Genomic DNA, 18464 nt, shown 5'->3' with positions numbered 1-18464 from the left:
TGCTTCCTCCCCCACTTGTTCGTCGCCTGTCGCTGTCGCAGCTTCGGTCATGCTGCTTCGTCCCGTGATGCGACCGGCGAACGGCCACCATTCCAGAGCAGCGCCGTCGAGACGGCATAGACAACGAGCCAGCCGAGGTTGAACGCGGCGCCGTCAAGCCAGGTGTGCGCCGGCTCGGGCAGGATGCGCGCGATCAGCATGCCGATCGCGACCAGCGAGACGGGATTGGCCAGCGCTGCGAACCAGCGTGGCCAGGGGGTGCGGCCCAGCGCGATGACGATCCCGAGGAGCAGCAGCGCCAGGCCCAGCGTCACGATCGGCATCAACCAGGCGATGAGCAGGACATGGTAGAAGTGCTGGCCGAGATCGAGCAGCGCGCCATGGGCCGCGGCCGGCGTTTCGGGGATCGTCTTGTAGGCCATGCCGACATAGTAGAAGCCCGCATGGCCGAGCGGAGACCAGGCGTTGCCGGCGACCAGCAGGACGAAGGTCAGCCAGCGCCACCAGCCCATCGCCGGACGCAGCCCTTCGAGCAGATGCCAGCAGCCCGCGAGATAGAAGACGATGCCGGCATCGGCCACCAGCGCGCCCGCGGCGAGCCGCGCCTCGGAGGATGGAAGCATCAGCGCGACACCGTCGAACTGGATGCGATCGGCATAGGTCTTCAGGATCAGCGGATAGTCGTCGGGACTTGCCCTAGCCCCGATGATCAGCGCGTCGCCGAGCGTCCAGAGGATCGCGCCGATCACGCCCGCGATACCGCAGAGACGAAGAAGCGGGAGCCGCTGGATATCCGTCATAGGCTTGTCCTTGCTTCGGCGCGGGATCGATCGACGAGACGCATGATCTCCTGGGCGATCAGCTCGGGCTGGCTGAACGGAACCATTGCCAGCGCTACCGTCGCCTGGCGGCCACGGGCAAGCCTCAGCCCAAGGTGACCACCGCGATCGCGCGTGAACTGTTCGGCTATGCCTGGGACATCGCCCGTCGGGTGTCGCCGGCGATAGCCGGCTGATCCACCCACGACATTAACGAGAGGAGGCGCCAGCGCACCAACTGCATAGCCTTGGCCGACGTGCCGCGGGCACCCGACTGTGATGGGCAATCCACGGTGTACGGTGGGGCAGGTTCGTCCGACGCCCGAACTTATACGGAGGATAGGCCCAGCGACGGATACGGGTAGTGCGGTAATCAACCCGCGGATGAGAGCATGATCAATCGTCGTCGATCAGGCGCCCGCGGCACACCCGCCAAGGTCAATGCGACCGCTGGTCTCGAGGCCAGCGAAGGAGTAAACTCGGCCAGCGTCTCGGATGGCAGTCATGAGAGCGTATATCTGTGCCCGTTTTATGTGACGCCCCCGACATGGCGGTTTGAGTAGACGCGGAGAAGGGCGATGTCGCCCTTCTCCGCGCTCAGTCAGGCGGCGAGCAATTCGTCCGCCGGACCGAAGAATTCGTAATGAATGCGGTCGGATGGGACGCCAGCCAGCGACAAGGTCGAGACGGCGTGCCGCAGAAACGGGCGTGGTCCGCAGATATAGTAATCGGCCTCACCTACAGGCGTGTTGGCGACCAGCCATTCATCGGTAATGATGCCGGCGACGTCATAATCCCGTCCTGCGACTTCATCTTCGAGCGGGGTCTGATGAAAATCGGTGACGGTGATTGACTTGCCCCGCCCAGCGACAGCGCGAACATGATCACGCATTGCGTGGGTATCGCGGTCATGAGTTCCGTGGACATAGTGCACGGGGACTCCCGCCTCGCCCTCAGCAAGCGTTTCGAGCATGGCCACCATCGGGGTCAGCCCCACGCCGCCCGACAGGAGGATCACCGGGCGTTCGACATGCGCTGCCAGGAAGAGTTCGCCTGCAGGCGCGGCAACTTTGAGCACCGTGCCCGGCTTGGCTTCATCATGAAGCCAGCCTGACGCAAGACCAAGCGGCTCACGCTTGACCGAAATGCGATAGGTTTCGCCGTTGGAGGCTGCTGAAATCGAATAGTTGCGCTTGACTGGCGGATGTCCCGGAATTTCAAGCCAGAAGGTCAGATATTGCCCGGGCTTGTGCCGCATGACGGCCCCGCCATCAACGGGGCGCAGAACGAAGGAATTGATGACGCTGCTCTCACGCACGACGTCCTCGACGCGAAAATCGCGCCAGCCATTCCATCCGCCGGTCGCATCCTTCTGTTCTGAGTAGACTCGCTGCTCGCGGGCGATCAGGATGTTGGCCAGGAACCAGTAGGCTTCGCCCCAGGCAGCGAGAATCTCATCGGTGGCCGCATCCCCCAGCACCGCCTTGATCGCCCCCAGGAGCGCCTCGGCAACGTGCGGATAATGTTCGGGCAGAATTTGCAGGCCGACATGCTTCTGCGCGATCCGCTCGACCGCCGGGGCAAGCGCACCGAGATTTTCGATGTTGCTCGCATAGGCGAGAATGGCGCCGGTCAGCGCCCGCGGCTGCGAACCGGCATCACCATGGTGCGATTGGTTGAAAAGGTCGCGAATGTTCGGGTTCTGGAACATCCGGGAATACATCTCGTTCACGATGTCGAGGCCATGCGCTTCGAGCGCGGGGACGGTCGCCTTGACGAGCGCAATGGTCTGATCGCTGAGGGGCTGCGTCATCAACTTCTCCTTTTTGAATGCGTTGAAAATCCCGGAATGTCAGAGCTTGGGAATGTGATCGTAAAAATCCACCTGCATCTTCATCGGCCCTGTCGGCGTTACGAAATGCGGTTGCTGAGGGAGAATCAAGCCAGGCTGGTCAGGCGTCAGGACGATCTCCGAAGGTGGCTCGAGGTAGGTTAGCCGGAGTTCGCCCTCCAAAACCCGGATCACGCCCCAAACACCAGCCTTCGTGTCATGTCGCGCGCGCAAGGCAGCCGGCAGAGTGTCCTGGTTGAACACCGGCGTGGAACGGTAAGGCAAGATTTCAGCCATGGGTTTGCCCTGGTCGCTCGATGGCATCCTTACGTTCCGCGTTGGCGACCGATGCAGCACTCCGTTCCTCCAGTTGGAAGAACATCGCCAGTTGCAGGCTCTCGGCGATGCGCCGCGCCTTCGCTTGTAGCGCCGCTGCCGCTTCGGGCGTCATCCTGTCATTGGTCGTTTGAACCCAGAGTGCGAGCCAGCGCTCGAACAGCGCGGGCGTTATCCTGGCCTTATGCTTCAAATGGGCCGGCACCGGTTGCCCCTTGTATCGGCCACTGGTGAGCATGACGGAGGACCAGAACGCAGTCAGCTTCCCAAGATGCTCCGGCCAGTCATCGATCGCATCGTTGAAAATCGGCCCAAGCGCGGGATCGGCGCGGACCCGCGCGTAAAATTCCTCCACCAAAGGAGTCAGCTCTTCTTCTCTGATTTTCGAGACACCGTCCACGACTCGCGCTCCAATCATGTATATATAATACATCGATCATGATTGCGCATAAACGCAAGGCTAGCGCATATTTCCAGGTCGTCGGTCGCGGCGATGTACACAGCCTGAGAAACTGCTCAGCCCCGCTAGTTTAGCCTTGAATCCGAAACACGAAGGCATAGCATCAGCCAGCGACCCGAAGGAGTCTCGGTGAGACGTAGACACCTTTCCTTGCCCGCCCGTCAAAAGACGGGCGGGTTTTCTTTTCCGATTCCGTAGGACATTCGCTGGAACGCTAATCCGCGTGATCTGGCGCACTCGGAATTTTCAAACACCGTCACAAATACCTAATTGTGCGCAGCTCAAGATCTAATCACCCGATTTTCGCGATCAAGCGGCCGGCGGCACCCTGCTCTGCCGCCAGATTGCGATTATAGGCGAGCGGCATCCGGGGACTCTTCCAGCGTAGCGCATCCATGATCCCCGCCAGATCCTCGCCGCTCGCAAACAGATCCTGGTTCAAGCCCACCCGCGTCGAATGCGCGCTCACGCCCTTGAGCAACTGCGCCAGATCATCGGCGGTGAGGTCGCTCAGCGCGCCCTTGTCGAAGGCGCGCCGGATCATTGCCCGCCAGATCGGCCCGATCGAACCCGGGTGCAACGCCCCCTCTCCCACATCATATTCGGTGCGCGCCGGCACCGCCGACTTCGGCAATGTCTTGCGCAGATCCCAGCTTTCGCGGCCAGAAATCGTCTCGATCCGCCGCCCCTTGACCGCGGCCCGCGCCTTGTAGCGGCGCACCTGCACCCGGCGAAACAGCGGTCCCTCCTCGATGTCGGCAGCCGCAGTCCAGGCGGCGATCGCCCGCACCGAGCGCGGGCTGAGGAACGCGGTCGCGCCCTTTCCCTCCTGATCGCCCTTGCTGCGCGAAATCGTCAGCAGCCGCGCCTCGGGATCGATGGCGTCCACAATGTGCTCGACCTCGACCGCGACCAGCTCGGAGGCGCGCAAGCCCGTGTCGTAGGCGACCGACAGCAAAGCCCGATTCCTGAGCCCCGGCAAATCATCCGCGCAGGCCTCAAGCAGCCCCCGCACATTAAGCCCCCGGGGTGCGTCCCGCTCGACATTGCGCACCGGCCCCTTGAACCGCAGCGGCCGCGCCTGGGCTTGCGTGCTGCCCTTCTCCCGGCGGATCGCGCGGAGCCGCAGCTTGACCAGCTCGGCCTGGGTGGGATCCTTGATGTCGAGCAGCTGGTGGATCTTGGCGATCGACGCCTTGTAGCGACCGAGCGAGGCGGGTTTCGCCCCCTGCCCTGCCCGGGCATCGAGATAGTCGGCGACCGTCTCGGGAGTCGCCGGCGAGGTCACGCGCCCGTTTCGGCGGCACCAATGGTCGAACGCCTCGATGTCGCTGGCAAGCGCGCGCAGGGAATGCGGCGAGGATGCCGCCTGATAGGCGGCGATCAGCTCGGCGTTGATCGTGATTGGCGATCGACAGTTCAGCTTGGTCACCTCCCAGGCGAGGTCGACGGCCTGTCGGCCTCGCCGGCTGCTGATGGGCGCTGGGAGGCTCATCTGGACAGCGCGACAATCTGGTCTGTTGATTGCTACTGAGATGTGACCCGGGGTTTCCATTGAGAAGTGACCCTGGTGGGTACGGGTTATGTGCTGCCGATGACCGGCAGGTTCAAGATGCTGGCTTCTCCTTTCTGGTTTTGGGCGCAGCGGTGCTGGCGCGGAAGCGGAAGCTATCGTTTCCGGTCTCCAGGATGTGGCAGTGGTGGGTAAGCCGATCGAGCAGCGCGGTTGTCATCTTGGCATCGCCGAACACGCCGGACCATTCGCTGAAGCTCAGATTGGTGGTGATGACGACGCTGGTGCGCTCGTACAGCTTGCTGAGCAGGTGGAAGAGCATGGCGCCGCCTGATGGGCTGAAGGGCAGGTAGCCCAGCTCATCGAGGATGAGCAGGTCGAGGCGTAGCAGGCGTTCTGCCAGTTGGCCGGACCGGTTCAAGGTCTTTTCCTGCTCAAGCGCATTGACGAGATCGACCGTGGAGAAGAAGCGGGCCTTCTTGCGGTGATGTTCGACAGCCTGGACGCCCAGCGCCGTTGCGATATGGCTTTTGCCGGTTCCGGGCCCGCCGATCAGCACGACGTTGTCGGCGTTTTCCATGAAGTCGCCCTGGTGAAGCTGACGCACTAGTGCTTCATTGATCTCGCTGGCGGCAAAATCAAAGCCAGCCAGATCCTTGTAGGCCGGGAAGCGGGCCGCCTTGATCTGATAGGCGATGGACCTGACCTCCCGCTCGGCCATTTCTGCTTTCAGGAGCCCAGCCAACATCGGCAAGGCAGCATCGAAGGCAGGCGCGCCCTGCTGGATCAGTTCGTCGGCGGCCTGAGCCATGCCGAACATCTTGAGGCTGCGCAGCATGACGATGACCGCAGCGCTGGCAGGGTCATGACGCATGGCGGATCTCCCTCAGCCTGTCATAGCGAACGACATTGGCCTCGGGCTCCTGCGTCAGACGCAGTGCCTGAGGCGCATCGATCGGCGCTGCTGGAGGCGCCTTGCCATCGATCAGTCGGTGCAACACGTTGAGAACGTGGGTCTTGGTGGCGACACCAGCTTCCAGGGCTAACTCAACCGCCCTCAGGACAGCCTGCTCGTCGTGATGAAGAACCAGGGACAGGATCTCGACCATCTCTCGGTCGCCGCCTGGGCGCTTGAGCAGATGGCCCTGTAACTCCCGAAAGGCCTCGGGCATCTCGAGAAAGGGTGCACCATTGCGCAGGGCGCCGGGCTTGCGCTGGATCACCGCCAGATAATGCCGCCAGTCATAGATTGTGCGTCCCGGCTTGTTATGAGAACGATCGATAAGCCGGGCATGTTCGCATACGATCTGGCCTTCGGCCGCTATGACAAGACGATCCGGGTAAATCCTCAGGCTGACCGGACGGTTCGCGAACGAAGCAGGCACCGAATAGCGGTTGCGGTCGAAGGCGATAAGACAAGTTGGCGATACGCGCTTGATCTGCTCGACAAAGCCATCGAAGGGCCGGCCCAGCGGCATCAGGCAGGGCGCTTCCTCGGCATGCACATCGGCCACAGTGCCGGGCATGGCGCCATGCTGGATCTCGCTCCATTGGGCGATGCATTGAGCTTCCAGCCAAGCGTTCAGTTCAGCCAGACCAGGGAAGCTGGGCATCGGTTGCCACAACCGGCGCCGGGCATCCTGGACATTCTTCTCGACCTGACCCTTCTCCCAGCCAGAAGCCGGATTGCAGAAATCCGTCTCGAAAAGATAATGGCTGGCCATTGCAGCGAACCTGGCATTGACCTGCCGCGCCTTCCCCGTCCCGATCTTGTCGACAGCGGTCCTCATGTTGTCGAAGATGCCGCGCTGCGGCACACCACCCAGCACCCGGAATGCCTGCGTCAGCGCGTCGAACAGCATCTCATGGGTTTGAAGCAGATAGGCTCGCACGATGAAGGCGCGACTATGCGCGAGTTTGGTATGAGCGACCTGCAGTTTCGTCACTTTGCCGTCCAGCACGGCATAATCCTCGCTCCAGTCGAACTGGAAGGCCTCGCCAGGCTGGAAAGCCAAAGGAACGAACGTCCCGCGTCCGCTGGTCTGCTGTTCATACTGAAGCTCGGTCCGCCATCGGCGGGCAAAGGCGGCCACCCGGTTATAGGAGCCATCGTAACCCAGCTCCACCAGATCCACATAGAGTTGCTTGGCGGTCCGCTTCTGCTTGCGGGATTTCTTGGATTCCACCCGCAGCCAAGCCGACAGCTTGTCCGCGAAGGGATCGAGTTTGCTGGGGCGCACCGGAACCCTGAAACTGGGCTCCACCGCATCGGAACGCAGGTATTTGCGAATGGTATTGCGCGATAGGCCGGTCCGTCGCTTGATCTCCCGAATGGAAATCTCCTGCCGGAAATGCCATCGGCGGATCACACTGAGTAAGTCCATGTTGATCACTCCGAGACCCTCCGACTGACAGCCGGAGGGGAGGGAAACATGGGTCAATTCTCAGTGGAAACTTATAGCGCCCCCGGGTCACATCTCAGTGGCAATCAACACCCAATGCTCAGATCGCGCCGGATCGGTTCAGATCCTCCTTGCGCGCCGTCCGCCCCCTATCTCACACGCGTTGTCGAACGCTTAACTCCAAATTTATCGCGAACTGCACCAGTTGAACGCCTTCAGGCTTCCCCCTTTTATAACGGGCGGCCGAGAGACAACACCGAATGTTCCGGTCGCTTGGGCCGGCACATGGTTTGAAGGTATCTGTCTTCGCCATACCGAAGGCAACTGATCTTCGAGGTAGACAGAGCTGTGCTAGCGACGGTTTTGATGATCGCCTTTGATGGAGAAGAGTTGATCATGATCCAAGACAACGACGATTCAGCCAGGGCCGCGCTGATCCGGTTCGTGGACGAGCGATGGACCCGCAGCTTCGGAGACATGCCTCTTCCACTCGATGATGATGAGCGCGTGCGCCGGTTCTTCGTCGGCGAGAACGACAGCTACGTTATCGCCGAAGCGGATCTGAGCAACGCGGCCAAGGCGTGGGAGCGTCTTGTGGCCCAGCGCCCCGAAGACCCACGTTGAGCCCCAGGCGAAGTCTATCGATCCCTCTGCAGGGTCAGGGACCACCCTAACGAATGGCGAGTTGCGAGTCCTTGATGATTCACCGCTCCATGAAGCATCGCCCGATCTGACACGCGACTTCAGCCGTCGGGATCGGGCCCGCAGGTGCTCCTTCTCCTGGAAACAATCACCGTCCTCGGCGCGGCGAAAGGCAGCCGCTGCCGGTTCTGATCCTATCCCTGCGGATTATCGACCCTGGCGGAAAACAGCATCGGTCCATAGGCCGCGAGGAACAGCAACAAGGCGCCGCCCCAGCAGAGCGCCGCCGCCTCCATACCCAATGTGTAGTCCACCAGGCCGAGCGGCGCCACGACGCGCAGCACGGCCCCGACAGTGATGAGGATATAGGCAAGCACTGTCGGGCTTCCTGCCTTCAAAGCGTGGCCGGTATGTCCGAGGGTCGCCCGCGACATCACCGCCAGGATCATCGTCGCCATTGCACCCGCCGTCAGCGCGTGGATCGCGGCCGAACGGAAAGCGAGCGCTCCAAGCCCATATCCTCCAACCAGCAACAGCCCGGCCGGAACCCAGAGATATCCGACATGGAGGATGAGCACGAGCGGATCGCGCGACGTGCGCCAGCCGCGCCACCGTGCAAGGCGGATCATTTGCAGCAATCCCGCGCCGATCAGCGCCCATGCGCCGACGCGCGCGTCGGGCGCTGCGACCCAGACCATAAGAGCGAGGGCCGTGATTCCGATCACGCCCAGATCGAAGCGGGTCGGCTGACCCGGCAGCCCCCCCTCGATCCCCTGCTTTGTCATCCAGTTACGCGTAAAGGACGGTATGATGCGACCGCCGATGAGCGAAATCATCAGCACCACGAGCGAAACCGCCGCTCGCCATCCAAGATCGGGGTCGCCGATCAGCCCGGCGCCAGCCGCATGGTCGAGCGCATTGGCGACACCGAACAGCAGAACCAGACCGACAACTGGAAGATTTCGGTTCTTTGCGGCGATCACCTCGCAACCAGCCACCGTGGCCAGCACGCCATAGAAGGCGACGTCCAATACTGCCGCAGCGAGCGCGCCTAAGTGTTGCGAAAACAGAAGGGCTGGCCGGCCCACAAGCCAAAGGCCAGCAAGCGCGGCGAGCGGTTTCCCCGCGATGGGAAGCCGCCCTGTCCAGTTGGGAATGGCGGTCAGCAGAAAGCCCGCCACCACCGCGCCAACGAAGCCAAACAGCATCTCGTGCCGATGCCAGGCGAGGGGGTCCAGAGTCGAGGGAAGCACGAAGACACCGGCAAGCGTGCACAGCCATATCGTCAGCGCGACCACCGCCCAGAGCGGACCCATGAAGAAGAACGGCCGGAACGCGCCGCGCAGGAAGGGCGACGACACGGCCATTCGCGCGCGCCGCAGCGCGAGGATTCGCTCGGCTCTGGTGGTTGCCGCTTCGTTCATAGCCGTCTTGTCTCCGGGCATGCTCAAGGCACGACGACGGTCACCTTTCACACGATATCCTCAAGCGGACATCCGCAATGATCCGGAGGCAGGAAGGGTATCCCGCTAAGCAAGCCTATAGCTGACCGCGATCTTCGCTTCATTCGCGTATCGCCGGATACGGCTCGGGTGTCCGGATTGGAGATCTGCCGCGCCGGCATTCGCCAAGTACTCGCCTACATTACAGCGGTTTGCGCGCAGCCTTCGCTCGCGCCGGGATGCTCAGCAATCGCGCACGCTCCATGTCAGCGCTGATGCTGACCCGGGCCGATCCCCCGGCGGTCTGTTGATCGGTCGGTCAGTCCGGGCAGAATGATCGCTTGCGCGAGCCGCCCGCGTGGCATGCCACGAGACAGCATGGTTCGCCTGGGGCGGGTTGCGGCCGATCGGGACGCACGGGGATGTTGACTGTCCTTGCCGATCCGTCGGCGCTGCACAGCTGCACTCTCAAGGTGCGGGCTGCCGGCACCGCACCCTGCAGCGCGGAAGGTGCCATGGCGAGCATGGCAAGAGCCGCGGCCGTTCTCATGGCGTCCCTTTCTCCTCGTCGTCATCGATGAGGATGCGGTTGGCCGCGCCGTCCAGGTCATCATATTGGCCGCTTCGCATCGACCAGAAGAATGCCGCGAGACCCAGCAGTCCCAAAAACAGGGCCACAGGAATGAGGAAGGAGAGCCCCGTCACTGCGCCGCCTTCCGCAAGCGAAGCGAGTTTCCGACCACAAGAATCGACGAAAGCGACATGGCGAGCGCAGCGACCAGCGGCGTTACAAGCCCGGCGACTGCCAGCGGAACCGCGAGGACATTATAACCAATCGCCAACACGAAATTCTGCCGGACCACCCGCATTGTCCGCCGCGCCGCCCTCACAGCCGCCGGGACCGCAGCCAGAGAATCTCCCAGAAAGACAAGATCCGCCGCGCTCTGCCCGACATCCGACGCCGAGGAGGGGGCGATCGACACGTGCGCGGCATTGAGCGCGGGACCGTCGTTGAGGCCATCGCCCAGCATCAGCACCCGACGTCCAGCTGACGAGAGCGATGTGATCGCCTCAAGCTTACCTTCCGGGTCGCGCTCACCGCGCCCGGCGATGCGAAGCCGCGCGGCAAGGCGCTGCACGCGCCGGTCATGGTCACCCGAGACGATGGTGGGCTCAAGGCCCAGCGCCTGCAGGCGGCATACCGCCGTCTCGGCGTCCGGACGCAGTGCGTCCTCGAAGCGCAGCAGCCGTATGGCTCCATCCCCCAGGCGAAACGCGGTGGTGAGCGCATGATAGCCGGTTCGCCCGTCGAGGGGCTGGTCACCGGCCTCGTCGATGCGACCCAGCATGGCGCGCCCACCTTCGGCAAGACCGGCGATACCGACGCCTGGCAGCTCTTCGATATCCATCACCTCGGCGGCATCGACCCCGTCCAGTGCCGTCGCCAGGGCTCGGGCCAGCGGATGGCGGCTCGCGCGCGCGAGGGCAAGCGCGACTGGCGCTTCCGTCCTCGACAATCCGCCATCGTCAATCAGCCGGGGCCGTCCGAGAGTCAGCGTACCGGTCTTGTCGAGCAGCGCGATATCGGCTTCGGCCAATCGCTCGAGCGCGGCGCCGTCGCGGATGAGCACGCCGCGGCGCATCAGCGACCCTGCCGCGACGACCTGGGCCACAGGCACTGCAAGGCCCAGCGCGCAAGGGCAAGTAATGATGAGAACCGCGACCGCGATCAGCACCGCCTGGTGCAAGCCCGCACCGGCGACCAGCCAGCCGACGAACGACAGCGCCGCAAGAAGGTGGACCGCCGGCGCATAGAAGCGCGCCGCACGGTCGGCGAGCCGAATGTAGCGGGACTTGGCTCCACTCGCCGCTTCCATCAGCCGGGCAATGCCGGCAATCGCCGTCGCCTCGCCCGCCTTCGTGACCTTGACGGTGAGCGGCGCGCCGAGATTGATCGTCCCTGCGAGCACCGCATCGCCTAGGGACACGTCCTCGGCTGCGCTTTCGCCGGTGACGAGCGCGCGGTCGACGTTCGACGTTCCCGATAGAACCACGCCATCGGCGGCGAAGACTTCGCCGGCCGCGACAAGCAAGGTCATGCCGGGCGCGATCTCATCCGCATCGCGCCACGCGCTCGTGCCGTCCTTGGCGAGGACAAGCCCGCGCGGCGCTCTCTGCCTTTGCAGGGCGGCGACACCGTCCTCGGCGCGAACGCGCATGACGCTGTCGAGAAATCGGCCGGCAAGAAGGAAGAACAGCAGCATGACCGCGCCATCGAAATAGGCGTGGGGTCCGCCGATGATGGTTTCGTAGAGGCTCACTGCGCAGGCGAGGGTCACGCCGATGCTGATCGGCACGTCCATGTTCGTGCGGCCATGGCGGAGCGCCGCCCACGCGCTGCGGAAAAACGGGCGGCCGGCATAGACGACGGTCGGCAGGGCGATCAGCGCCGACAGCCAGTGGAAAAGCTCGCGCGTCGCGCCTTCCGCCCCCGACCAGATGCTGACCGACAGGAGCATGATGTTCATCGCCGAGAAGCCGGCGACGCCGAGCGCCAGGCCCAGCTGTCGGCTCTCGGGCGCGCTGCGCGTTTCCTCGTCGCCGAGAAGGCGCTCGGCCGGAAAGCCGATGCGGCCAATGATGTCGCGCAGCCGCTCTTCGTCGAGCGCATCCGAGTGGGCGACCGCGACTCGGCGCTTGGTGAAGTTGACGCGGGCGCTGATAACGCCGTCCGTGCGCGCGAGACCTCCCTCGAGCTTGGCGATGCAGCCCGCGCAATGCAGCCCCGGCACGCTGAACGTGCTGGTGAGCGCGGTCACGCCGCGACGTCCCGCAGATAGCGGGCCTGATTGCCCCCGCTCCGCAGCTCGACCCGGAGCTGCCACCGGCCGGGCGGCAGCGGCTCGGTCGAGCGCCAATGCCCCGCTGCGATCTTCTCGAAGCGCAGCTGCCGGTCGGGCGCGCGGCCGAGCGGGTGATGGGCGAGAGCAGTCACCACGCCATTGTGCGGCGAAGCGGTGACCTCCACCCGCCGGGACGCGGACAACTTCAGATCGAGCGACCAGCCGAGCGCCTCCTGCGCGCGCGCTTCGGCCAGCCACCCGTTGAAGCGCTGGCTGGCCACATAGGAGTTGTCGACCACGGTGCCGCCGAAAGTGGACACCGCATACCGCGCCATGATGAAATTGACCGCGATGATCGTGCCGAACATGCCGAGCATGACGATGAGCATATGCCGGCCGGTGAACTCCCGCTTCATCGGTCGCCCTCCGGTCCTTCGAACACGGTCGTTTCCCGATCGCTCGCGCCCGCCGGCTCGTTCGCGCGAATGGCGAAGGCGAACTCATGGCGCGGGCGGGCCGGTGCGGCGACATAGACCCGCGTCTTGCGCGCCTGGTCGGGACCGATCGCGATCGTAAGGCTCTGCGCGGCAGCGGCGCGGGACTGCGCGTCGGTCCAGATCCGCGCGTCGGCCAGACCCTCGGTCGTCAGCCTGATCGTCCGCGGCCGCGTCTCCATGTTGCGGATGTTGATGGTATAGGCGTTGCGGACCATGCCGTCGGACAGCTGAACCCATATCGGATTGCGTTCCTGCCGGATGCTGAGATCGAGCCGGGTGCGCGAACCCAGGGTGAACAGCAGCGCCAGACCGATCGCACCCCAGAGAGTGAAGTAGGCGAGCGTGCGCGGCCGAAGCAGCCGCTTGAGCGGCGGCTCGGGCTCGCCGCCGTTGCCCGCGATGAGCTCGTCAGCAACGGTCGAATAGCCGATCAGCTTCTTGGGCCGGCCGATCTTTTCCATGATGTCGTCGCAGGCGTCGATGCACAGCCCGCAGGTGATGCAGCCGATCTGGGGGCCGTTGCGGATGTCGATGCCGGTCGGGCAGACCGCGACGCAGGCGTTGCAGTCGATGCAGTCGCCGATGACTCGCGGATTGTTGTCGGGGTTTGAAGCGAGCGCGACGAGCGACGGCAGCCCGTACTGCGCCTGGGCGCCAAGCTCGCCATCGGGCTGATGAACCGCGGGACCAGCGCGCTTGATGCCGTGGGTGCGCGGCTCGCCCCGCCATGCCTTGTAGGTGACAGCCAGCGACTTCTCGTCGAGCATCGCGCCCTGGATCCGCGGCCACGGACAGCCATAGATACAGAACTGCTCGCGCATCAGGCCGCCAAGGACATAGGTGGTCGCGGTCAGGAGCCCGATGGTGAACCAGGCCTGGTAAGGCGCCTCGAGCGTCCAGAGCTGTTGGGCCAAGGTCGGCGCGTCGGCGAAATAGAAAATCCAGGCGCCGCCAGTCGCCACCGCGATCAATAACCAGATCGCATGCTTGGTCACGCGCTTGCCGATCTTCGCCGGTCCCCAGGGCGCCTTCTCGAGGCGCAGCTGTGCATTGCGATCACCCTCGATGGCGCGTTCGACGTGCTGAAACAGATCGGTCCAGACCGTCTGGGGGCAGGCATAGCCGCACCAGGCGCGGCCGACCGCCGAAGTGACGAGGAACAGGCCGATCCCCGCCATGATCAGCAGGCCGGCGACATAATAGAATTCGTGGGGCCAGATTTCGATCGAGAACATGTAAAAGCGGCGATTGGCGATGTCGATCAGCACCGCCTGATCTGGCGCATAGGGTCCGCGATCCCAGCGCAGCCATGGCGTCACATAGTAGATCGTCAGCGTGACGGCCATGACCAGCCACTTGAAGCGCCGGAATGGGCCGTCGATCGCCTTGGGAAAGACCTTCTTGCGCTTCTCGAAGAACTGCTGCTTCGGGCCGGTCAGATCGTCAGGGCTGGACATTGCTCTTGGCCGGTTGGACAGCCGCCGGCGAGGCCGTGGCTTGCGGTGCTGTCGGGGCGGGCGGGGTGGGAAGGAAATCTTCGCCGCCACCCAGGGAATGGACATAGGCCGCCAGCATCTTCAGCGTGACAGGGTCCAGCCGTGCGCCCCAGGCCGGCATCACGCCATAGCGCGAGTTCGTGACTGTCCGGGCGATCGTTTCACGGTCACCGCCATACATCCAGATGGCGTCGGTAAGATTGGGCGCGCCTACCTTGCGGTCACCCGTTCCGGTCGGGCCATGACAGACCGCGCAATTGTCGGCGAACAGCTTGCCGCCGCGCTGCGCGGCGGCGCTCGCCTTCTCCTGGCGCGAGATCACCCGCACGAAGCTGACAACGTCCTCAACCTGCTCGGGCGTCAGGATGCCATCACGGCCGAAAGCCGGCATTTGCGACATGCGGGTCTCGTCGTGCCCGGGCTGACGAATACCATGGACGAGCGTCGTGTGGATTTGTTTGATGTCGCCGCCCCACAGCCAGTCGTCGTCGTTGAGGTTGGGATAACCCGGGCTGCCGGCAGCGCCCGAGCCGTGGCACTGGACGCAGTGCACCTTGAAGGCGGCGCGGCCGCCCTCCACGGCGGCCTGCATCAGCCGCGAATCATCCTGGAGGCGCTCGATGGGGATCTGCGAGAGCGCCAGCTGCAACGGGGCCTTGCGGACGCGCTCGGCCTCCTCCTCGCCTTCGAGCTGCGCCCGGCTCGACCAGCCGAGAAGGCCTTGGGTAGCTGAATTGACGAGCGGCCATGCGGGGTAGAGCACCGTATAGGCGATGCCCCAGATGATCGTCGCATAGAGCGTCCACAGCCACCAGCGCGGCATCGGCGTGTCGAGCTCTTCGATCCCGTCCCACTCGTGTCCGACAGTCGGCGTGCCGGTCGCGTCGTCGATCCGTTGTTCAGCCATCATCTTCCTCCAGGATCGAGCGGGCGGCACGCTCGTTTGCAGCGCGCGAGCCCTTGCGAAAGGTCCAGCCGGTCAGCACCAGAAACACGATGCCCATCAGCACCAGGCCCCAGCTGTCGGCGAAATGACGCAGCGCGTCGTAGTTCATCGGCGCTGCTCCTGCGCCGCCGCGGCGTTGGTATCCACCAGCGTGCCCAGCATCTGCAGATAGGCGACAAGCGCGTCCATCTCGGTCAGCCGCGAGGGGTCTCCGTCGAAATCGCGGACCTGCGACTTGGGATAGCGCTTGGCCAGCTCCGCGGCGTCTCCATCGGGCTCGGCCTGCAGCTTGAGATCGGCCTCGGCCGCTTCGATCATCTCCTTGGAATAGGGAACACCCACCTTGCCGAGCGCGCCGAGCTTGCCCGCGATGGTCTTCGCGTCGAGTTCGGTGTCGGCGAGGAAGGCATAGGACGGCATGATCGATTCCGGCACGACCGACCGGGGATCCTTCATATGCTGGACATGCCATTCGTCGGAGTACCGGCCGCCCACCCGGGCAAGATCCGGCCCGGTGCGCTTCGAGCCCCATTGGAACGGATGGTCATACATCGATTCCGCCGCGAGGCTGTAGTGACCATAGCGCTCGACCTCGTCCCGGAAGGGGCGGATCATCTGGCTGTGGCAGGAGTAGCATCCCTCGCGCACGTAGATGTCGCGCCCCGCCTGCTCGAGCGGCGTATAGGGGCGCACACCCTCGACCTTCTCGACCGTCGAGTCGATCCAGAATAGCGGCGCGATCTCGACGATGCCGCCGATCGCGACGACGATGAAGGCGAAGATGCCGAGTAGCGTGACGTTGCGCTCCAGCTTCTTGTGCTGGGTGGCGAGCTGCGATGACATGAACAGGTCCCCCTTATTCGGCCGGTGCCGCGGCCGGGACGATCGGCCGGTCGGCAGCAGGGTTATAGCTCGCGGTCGATAGCGGCGCCTCGTCGCGCAGGCGGCCGATGATCGTCATCCACACGTTGAAGACCATGATCAGCGCACCGGTGAGATAGAGGAGCCCGCCCAGCACCCGGATCGCGTAGTAGGGCTTCATGGCCGCGACGATCTCGGCAAAGGCGTAGACCAGATAGCCGTCCGAGCCATATTCGCGGGCCATCAGACCCTGGGTGATCCCGGCGACCCAGAGCGCGGCCGCGTAAAGCACGATGCCGAGCGTCGCGAGCCAGAAGTGCCAGTTGATCATGCGCAGCGAGTAGAGCCGGCTGCGGCCCCAGAGGCGCGGCGTCAGATAGTAGATGGCCGCGAAGGTGATCATGCCGTTCCAGCCGAGCGCGCCGGAATGCACATGCCCGATCGTCCACTCCGTATAGTGCGACAGCGAATTGACCGCCTTGATCGACAGCATCGGCCCTTCGAAGGTCGCCATGCCGTAGAAGGCGAGCGCGAAGACCATCATGCGGATGATCGGGTCGGTGCGGATCTTGTCCCAGGCGCCGTTGAGCGTCATCAACCCGTTGATCATGCCGCCCCAGCTCGGCATCCACAGCACCACCGAGAACACCATGCCGAGCGTCTGCGCCCAGTCGGGCAGGGCCGTGTAGTGGAGATGGTGCGGACCCGCCCAGATGTAGAGGAAGATCAGCGACCAGAAGTGGATGATCGAGAGACGATAGGAATAGATCGGTCGCTCGGCCTGCTTGGGCACGAAATAGTACATCATTGCGAGGAAGCCGGCGGTCAGGAAGAATCCGACGGCATTATGCCCATACCACCATTGGGTCAGCGCATCCTGGACACCCGCGAAGGCCGAATAGCTTTTCGAACCGAACAGGCTCGCGGGCATCGCCAGGTTGTTGACGATGTGCAGCATGGCGATGGTGATGATGAAGGACAGATAGAACCAGTTCGCGACGTAGATGTGCGGCTCGCTGCGCTTGACCAGCGTGCCGACGAAAACGGCGAAATAGGCGACCCAGACGATGGTCAGCCACAGGTCGATATACCACTCGGGTTCGGCATATTCGCGGCTTGCGGTGACGCCCATCAGATAACCGGTGGCGGCGAGGACAATGAACAGCTGGTAACCCCAGAACACCAGCCGCGCGAGCGCGGGAAAGGCGAGGCGAGCGCGGCAGGTGCGCTGGACGACATAGAAGCTGGTCGCGATGAGCGCGTTCCCGCCGAAGGCGAAGATCACGGCCGAGGTGTGCAGCGGCCGCAGCCGCCCGAAGCTGAACCATGGCTCGAAGTTCAGCATCGGGAAGACCATCTGGGTGGCGATGACTACGCCCACCAGGAAGCCGGCGACACCCCAGAACAACGTCGCGATCACGCCCAGGCGGATAAGATCATCGTCATAGCGGGTGACGTCGGGCATCGTGGCCGGCTTGAACCCCGAAAGCACCTGGAAGTCGGCCTTCACCATCGTGACCCAGGCGACCAGCAGCGCGGCCGCGCAGATGATCGCCATATGCACGGCAAAGCCCTGGTCCAGCGCGAGTGCGCTCGCGAACAGCGCAAGCAGCGCGACCACGAACCAGGCGCCCACCTTGAAGAGAAGTTCGTCCATAATGTCCTCGCCGTCCTTGTCTCGGGTCGCCTCAGGGGTGCGCCGCGTAGGGGTCTGTCTGTGTCTCGGAAGACCCGATCGTGCGGGTCGCGACAAGCGCGAAAAGGCCGAGCGCGCCGGCGGTCGCGAGCAGATTGATCACCAGCACGAGGCGCACCGTGCCGCGGCGCGCCGAGGGCCTGCGCTTGGGTCCCGGCGCAATCTCGTTGCGGGGTGTGTCGCTGAGTCGCGCGACATCGCGCGCGCGAAGCAGCAACCAGACGCCGCTCGCGACCGCCACGATACCGAAGAGCGCGATAATCGCCCCCCACATTCCGATCGGCAGGCTCATGACCAAGGCTCCTTTGCCAGCGTTGCGGGTTCCCGCCCCCCGCCAGGTAACCCGGGATACGACTCCATCGACCGCGAGGTCCCCAGCAGTGCAGCCATGCCTGCGCGCGGCGACATTAATGTTGCGCGGACATCCGGAACTGGCGGCTGGAACATCTTGGACCCTCATCAGCCCGCGCGGACAACATTGCCTGCGCAGTATCGCGTTTCAGGGCCCCTCCCGAGCACCGCCGGTGATGGGCGCACGAATGCGGCAGCAAGCGACCGTTTCTTGTTCCCAGTCGTCTCGAGCGCCCGGCGGGCTCTAGCGGGAGTGGAGCCGGCAGACTTGTTTCAAATCAATATGACTCGAAGAAGTTTTAAATCAACACTTCCGTTCAAGCAGTTGCC

The 18464-nt window shown here is 64.0% G+C and carries 18 protein-coding genes and 1 pseudogene; 2 read left to right on the top strand and 17 right to left on the bottom strand.

Going from position 1 to position 18464, the window contains the following annotated elements; translation table 11 throughout:
* Positions 1–47: 47 nt before the first annotated feature.
* Complete coding sequence (locus ACGGKE_RS17330; RefSeq protein WP_394443225.1) at positions 48–800, bottom strand: DUF6796 family protein; 753 nt, start codon at positions 798–800, stop codon at positions 48–50.
* Positions 801–886: 86 nt separating this feature from the next.
* On the opposite strand from ACGGKE_RS17330, the pseudogene ACGGKE_RS17325 reads away from it, so the two are divergent.
* A pseudogene (locus ACGGKE_RS17325) lies at positions 887–1015 on the top strand (IS110 family transposase); the annotation flags it as partial.
* Positions 1016–1419: 404 nt separating this feature from the next.
* Here ACGGKE_RS17325 and hmpA read toward each other — a convergent pair.
* From hmpA to istA, 6 genes are all read right to left on the bottom strand, one after another.
* The gene (gene hmpA, locus ACGGKE_RS17320) at positions 1420–2631 is read right to left on the bottom strand and encodes an NO-inducible flavohemoprotein (protein WP_394443223.1); all 1212 of its coding nucleotides are present in this window, start codon (positions 2629–2631) and stop codon (positions 1420–1422) included.
* 39 nt (positions 2632–2670) lie between these two features.
* Positions 2671–2946, bottom strand: a complete 276-nt coding sequence (locus ACGGKE_RS17315; protein ID WP_004206958.1) for a DUF1971 domain-containing protein — start codon at positions 2944–2946, stop codon at positions 2671–2673.
* Positions 2939–3418, bottom strand: a complete 480-nt coding sequence (locus ACGGKE_RS17310) for a group III truncated hemoglobin (RefSeq protein WP_017503290.1) — start codon at positions 3416–3418, stop codon at positions 2939–2941. Before ACGGKE_RS17310 ends, ACGGKE_RS17315 begins: the two co-directional genes overlap by 8 nt.
* Before the next feature lie 319 nt (positions 3419–3737).
* On the bottom strand, positions 3738–4940 hold the full coding sequence (locus ACGGKE_RS17305) for a tyrosine-type recombinase/integrase (protein ID WP_037522307.1): 1203 nt from the start codon (positions 4938–4940) through the stop codon (positions 3738–3740).
* A gap of 112 nt (positions 4941–5052) precedes the next feature.
* Positions 5053–5832 (bottom strand): IS21-like element helper ATPase IstB, encoded by a 780-nt coding sequence (istB, locus tag ACGGKE_RS17300; RefSeq protein WP_228222948.1) that lies wholly within the window; start codon positions 5830–5832, stop codon positions 5053–5055.
* Positions 5822–7342, bottom strand: coding sequence for an IS21 family transposase (gene istA / locus ACGGKE_RS17295; RefSeq protein ID WP_394443260.1), 1521 nt, complete (start codon positions 7340–7342; stop codon positions 5822–5824). Before istA ends, istB begins: the two co-directional genes overlap by 11 nt.
* 384 nt (positions 7343–7726) lie before the next feature.
* Between istA and ACGGKE_RS17290 the strand changes: the two genes are divergently transcribed.
* Positions 7727–7984 carry a hypothetical protein gene (locus ACGGKE_RS17290; RefSeq protein WP_394443219.1) on the top strand — a complete coding sequence of 86 codons (258 nt, stop codon included), beginning with the start codon at positions 7727–7729 and terminating at the stop codon, positions 7982–7984.
* A gap of 212 nt (positions 7985–8196) precedes the next feature.
* Here the strand turns inward: ACGGKE_RS17290 and ACGGKE_RS17285 are convergent, their stop codons facing one another.
* The 10 genes from ACGGKE_RS17285 to ACGGKE_RS17240 all read right to left on the bottom strand — a co-directional run bounded on the left by ACGGKE_RS17285 (position 8197) and on the right by ACGGKE_RS17240 (position 18075).
* Positions 8197–9426, bottom strand: a complete 1230-nt coding sequence (locus tag ACGGKE_RS17285; RefSeq protein ID WP_394443217.1) for an NnrS family protein — start codon at positions 9424–9426, stop codon at positions 8197–8199.
* A gap of 564 nt (positions 9427–9990) precedes the next feature.
* Entirely contained in the window at positions 9991–10149 is a 159-nt protein-coding gene (gene ccoS, locus ACGGKE_RS17280) for a cbb3-type cytochrome oxidase assembly protein CcoS (RefSeq protein ID WP_394443215.1), read from the bottom strand.
* Entirely contained in the window at positions 10146–12263 is a 2118-nt protein-coding gene (locus ACGGKE_RS17275) for a heavy metal translocating P-type ATPase (protein WP_394443213.1), read from the bottom strand. Before ACGGKE_RS17275 ends, ccoS begins: the two co-directional genes overlap by 4 nt.
* Positions 12260–12703, bottom strand: coding sequence for a FixH family protein (locus ACGGKE_RS17270; protein WP_394443211.1), 444 nt, complete (start codon positions 12701–12703; stop codon positions 12260–12262). The genes ACGGKE_RS17275 and ACGGKE_RS17270 overlap by 4 nt, the downstream gene beginning before the upstream one ends.
* Complete coding sequence (locus ACGGKE_RS17265; protein ID WP_394443209.1) at positions 12700–14241, bottom strand: 4Fe-4S dicluster domain-containing protein; 1542 nt, start codon at positions 14239–14241, stop codon at positions 12700–12702. Before ACGGKE_RS17265 ends, ACGGKE_RS17270 begins: the two co-directional genes overlap by 4 nt.
* Positions 14228–15190, bottom strand: coding sequence for a cytochrome-c oxidase, cbb3-type subunit III (ccoP, locus tag ACGGKE_RS17260; RefSeq protein WP_394443207.1), 963 nt, complete (start codon positions 15188–15190; stop codon positions 14228–14230). The genes ACGGKE_RS17265 and ccoP overlap by 14 nt, the downstream gene beginning before the upstream one ends.
* The gene (locus ACGGKE_RS17255; RefSeq protein WP_394443205.1) at positions 15180–15335 is read right to left on the bottom strand and encodes a cbb3-type cytochrome oxidase subunit 3; all 156 of its coding nucleotides are present in this window, start codon (positions 15333–15335) and stop codon (positions 15180–15182) included. The genes ccoP and ACGGKE_RS17255 overlap by 11 nt, the downstream gene beginning before the upstream one ends.
* Positions 15332–16069, bottom strand: a complete 738-nt coding sequence (gene ccoO, locus ACGGKE_RS17250) for a cytochrome-c oxidase, cbb3-type subunit II (RefSeq protein ID WP_394443203.1) — start codon at positions 16067–16069, stop codon at positions 15332–15334. Before ccoO ends, ACGGKE_RS17255 begins: the two co-directional genes overlap by 4 nt.
* Before the next feature lie 13 nt (positions 16070–16082).
* A complete protein-coding gene (ccoN, locus tag ACGGKE_RS17245; RefSeq protein WP_394443201.1) occupies positions 16083–17744 on the bottom strand; it encodes a cytochrome-c oxidase, cbb3-type subunit I in 1662 nt (553 codons plus the stop codon).
* A 31-nt stretch (positions 17745–17775) separates the two neighbouring features.
* On the bottom strand, positions 17776–18075 hold the full coding sequence (locus tag ACGGKE_RS17240; protein ID WP_394443199.1) for a hypothetical protein: 300 nt from the start codon (positions 18073–18075) through the stop codon (positions 17776–17778).
* Positions 18076–18464 lie beyond the last annotated feature (389 nt).

Source organism: Sphingobium naphthae (assembly GCF_043589935.1).
Taxonomy (GTDB): domain Bacteria; phylum Pseudomonadota; class Alphaproteobacteria; order Sphingomonadales; family Sphingomonadaceae; genus Sphingobium; species Sphingobium naphthae_A.
The sequence above is the reverse complement of the archived record's forward strand: the minus strand, read 5'-3'. Positions and strand labels throughout refer to the sequence as shown.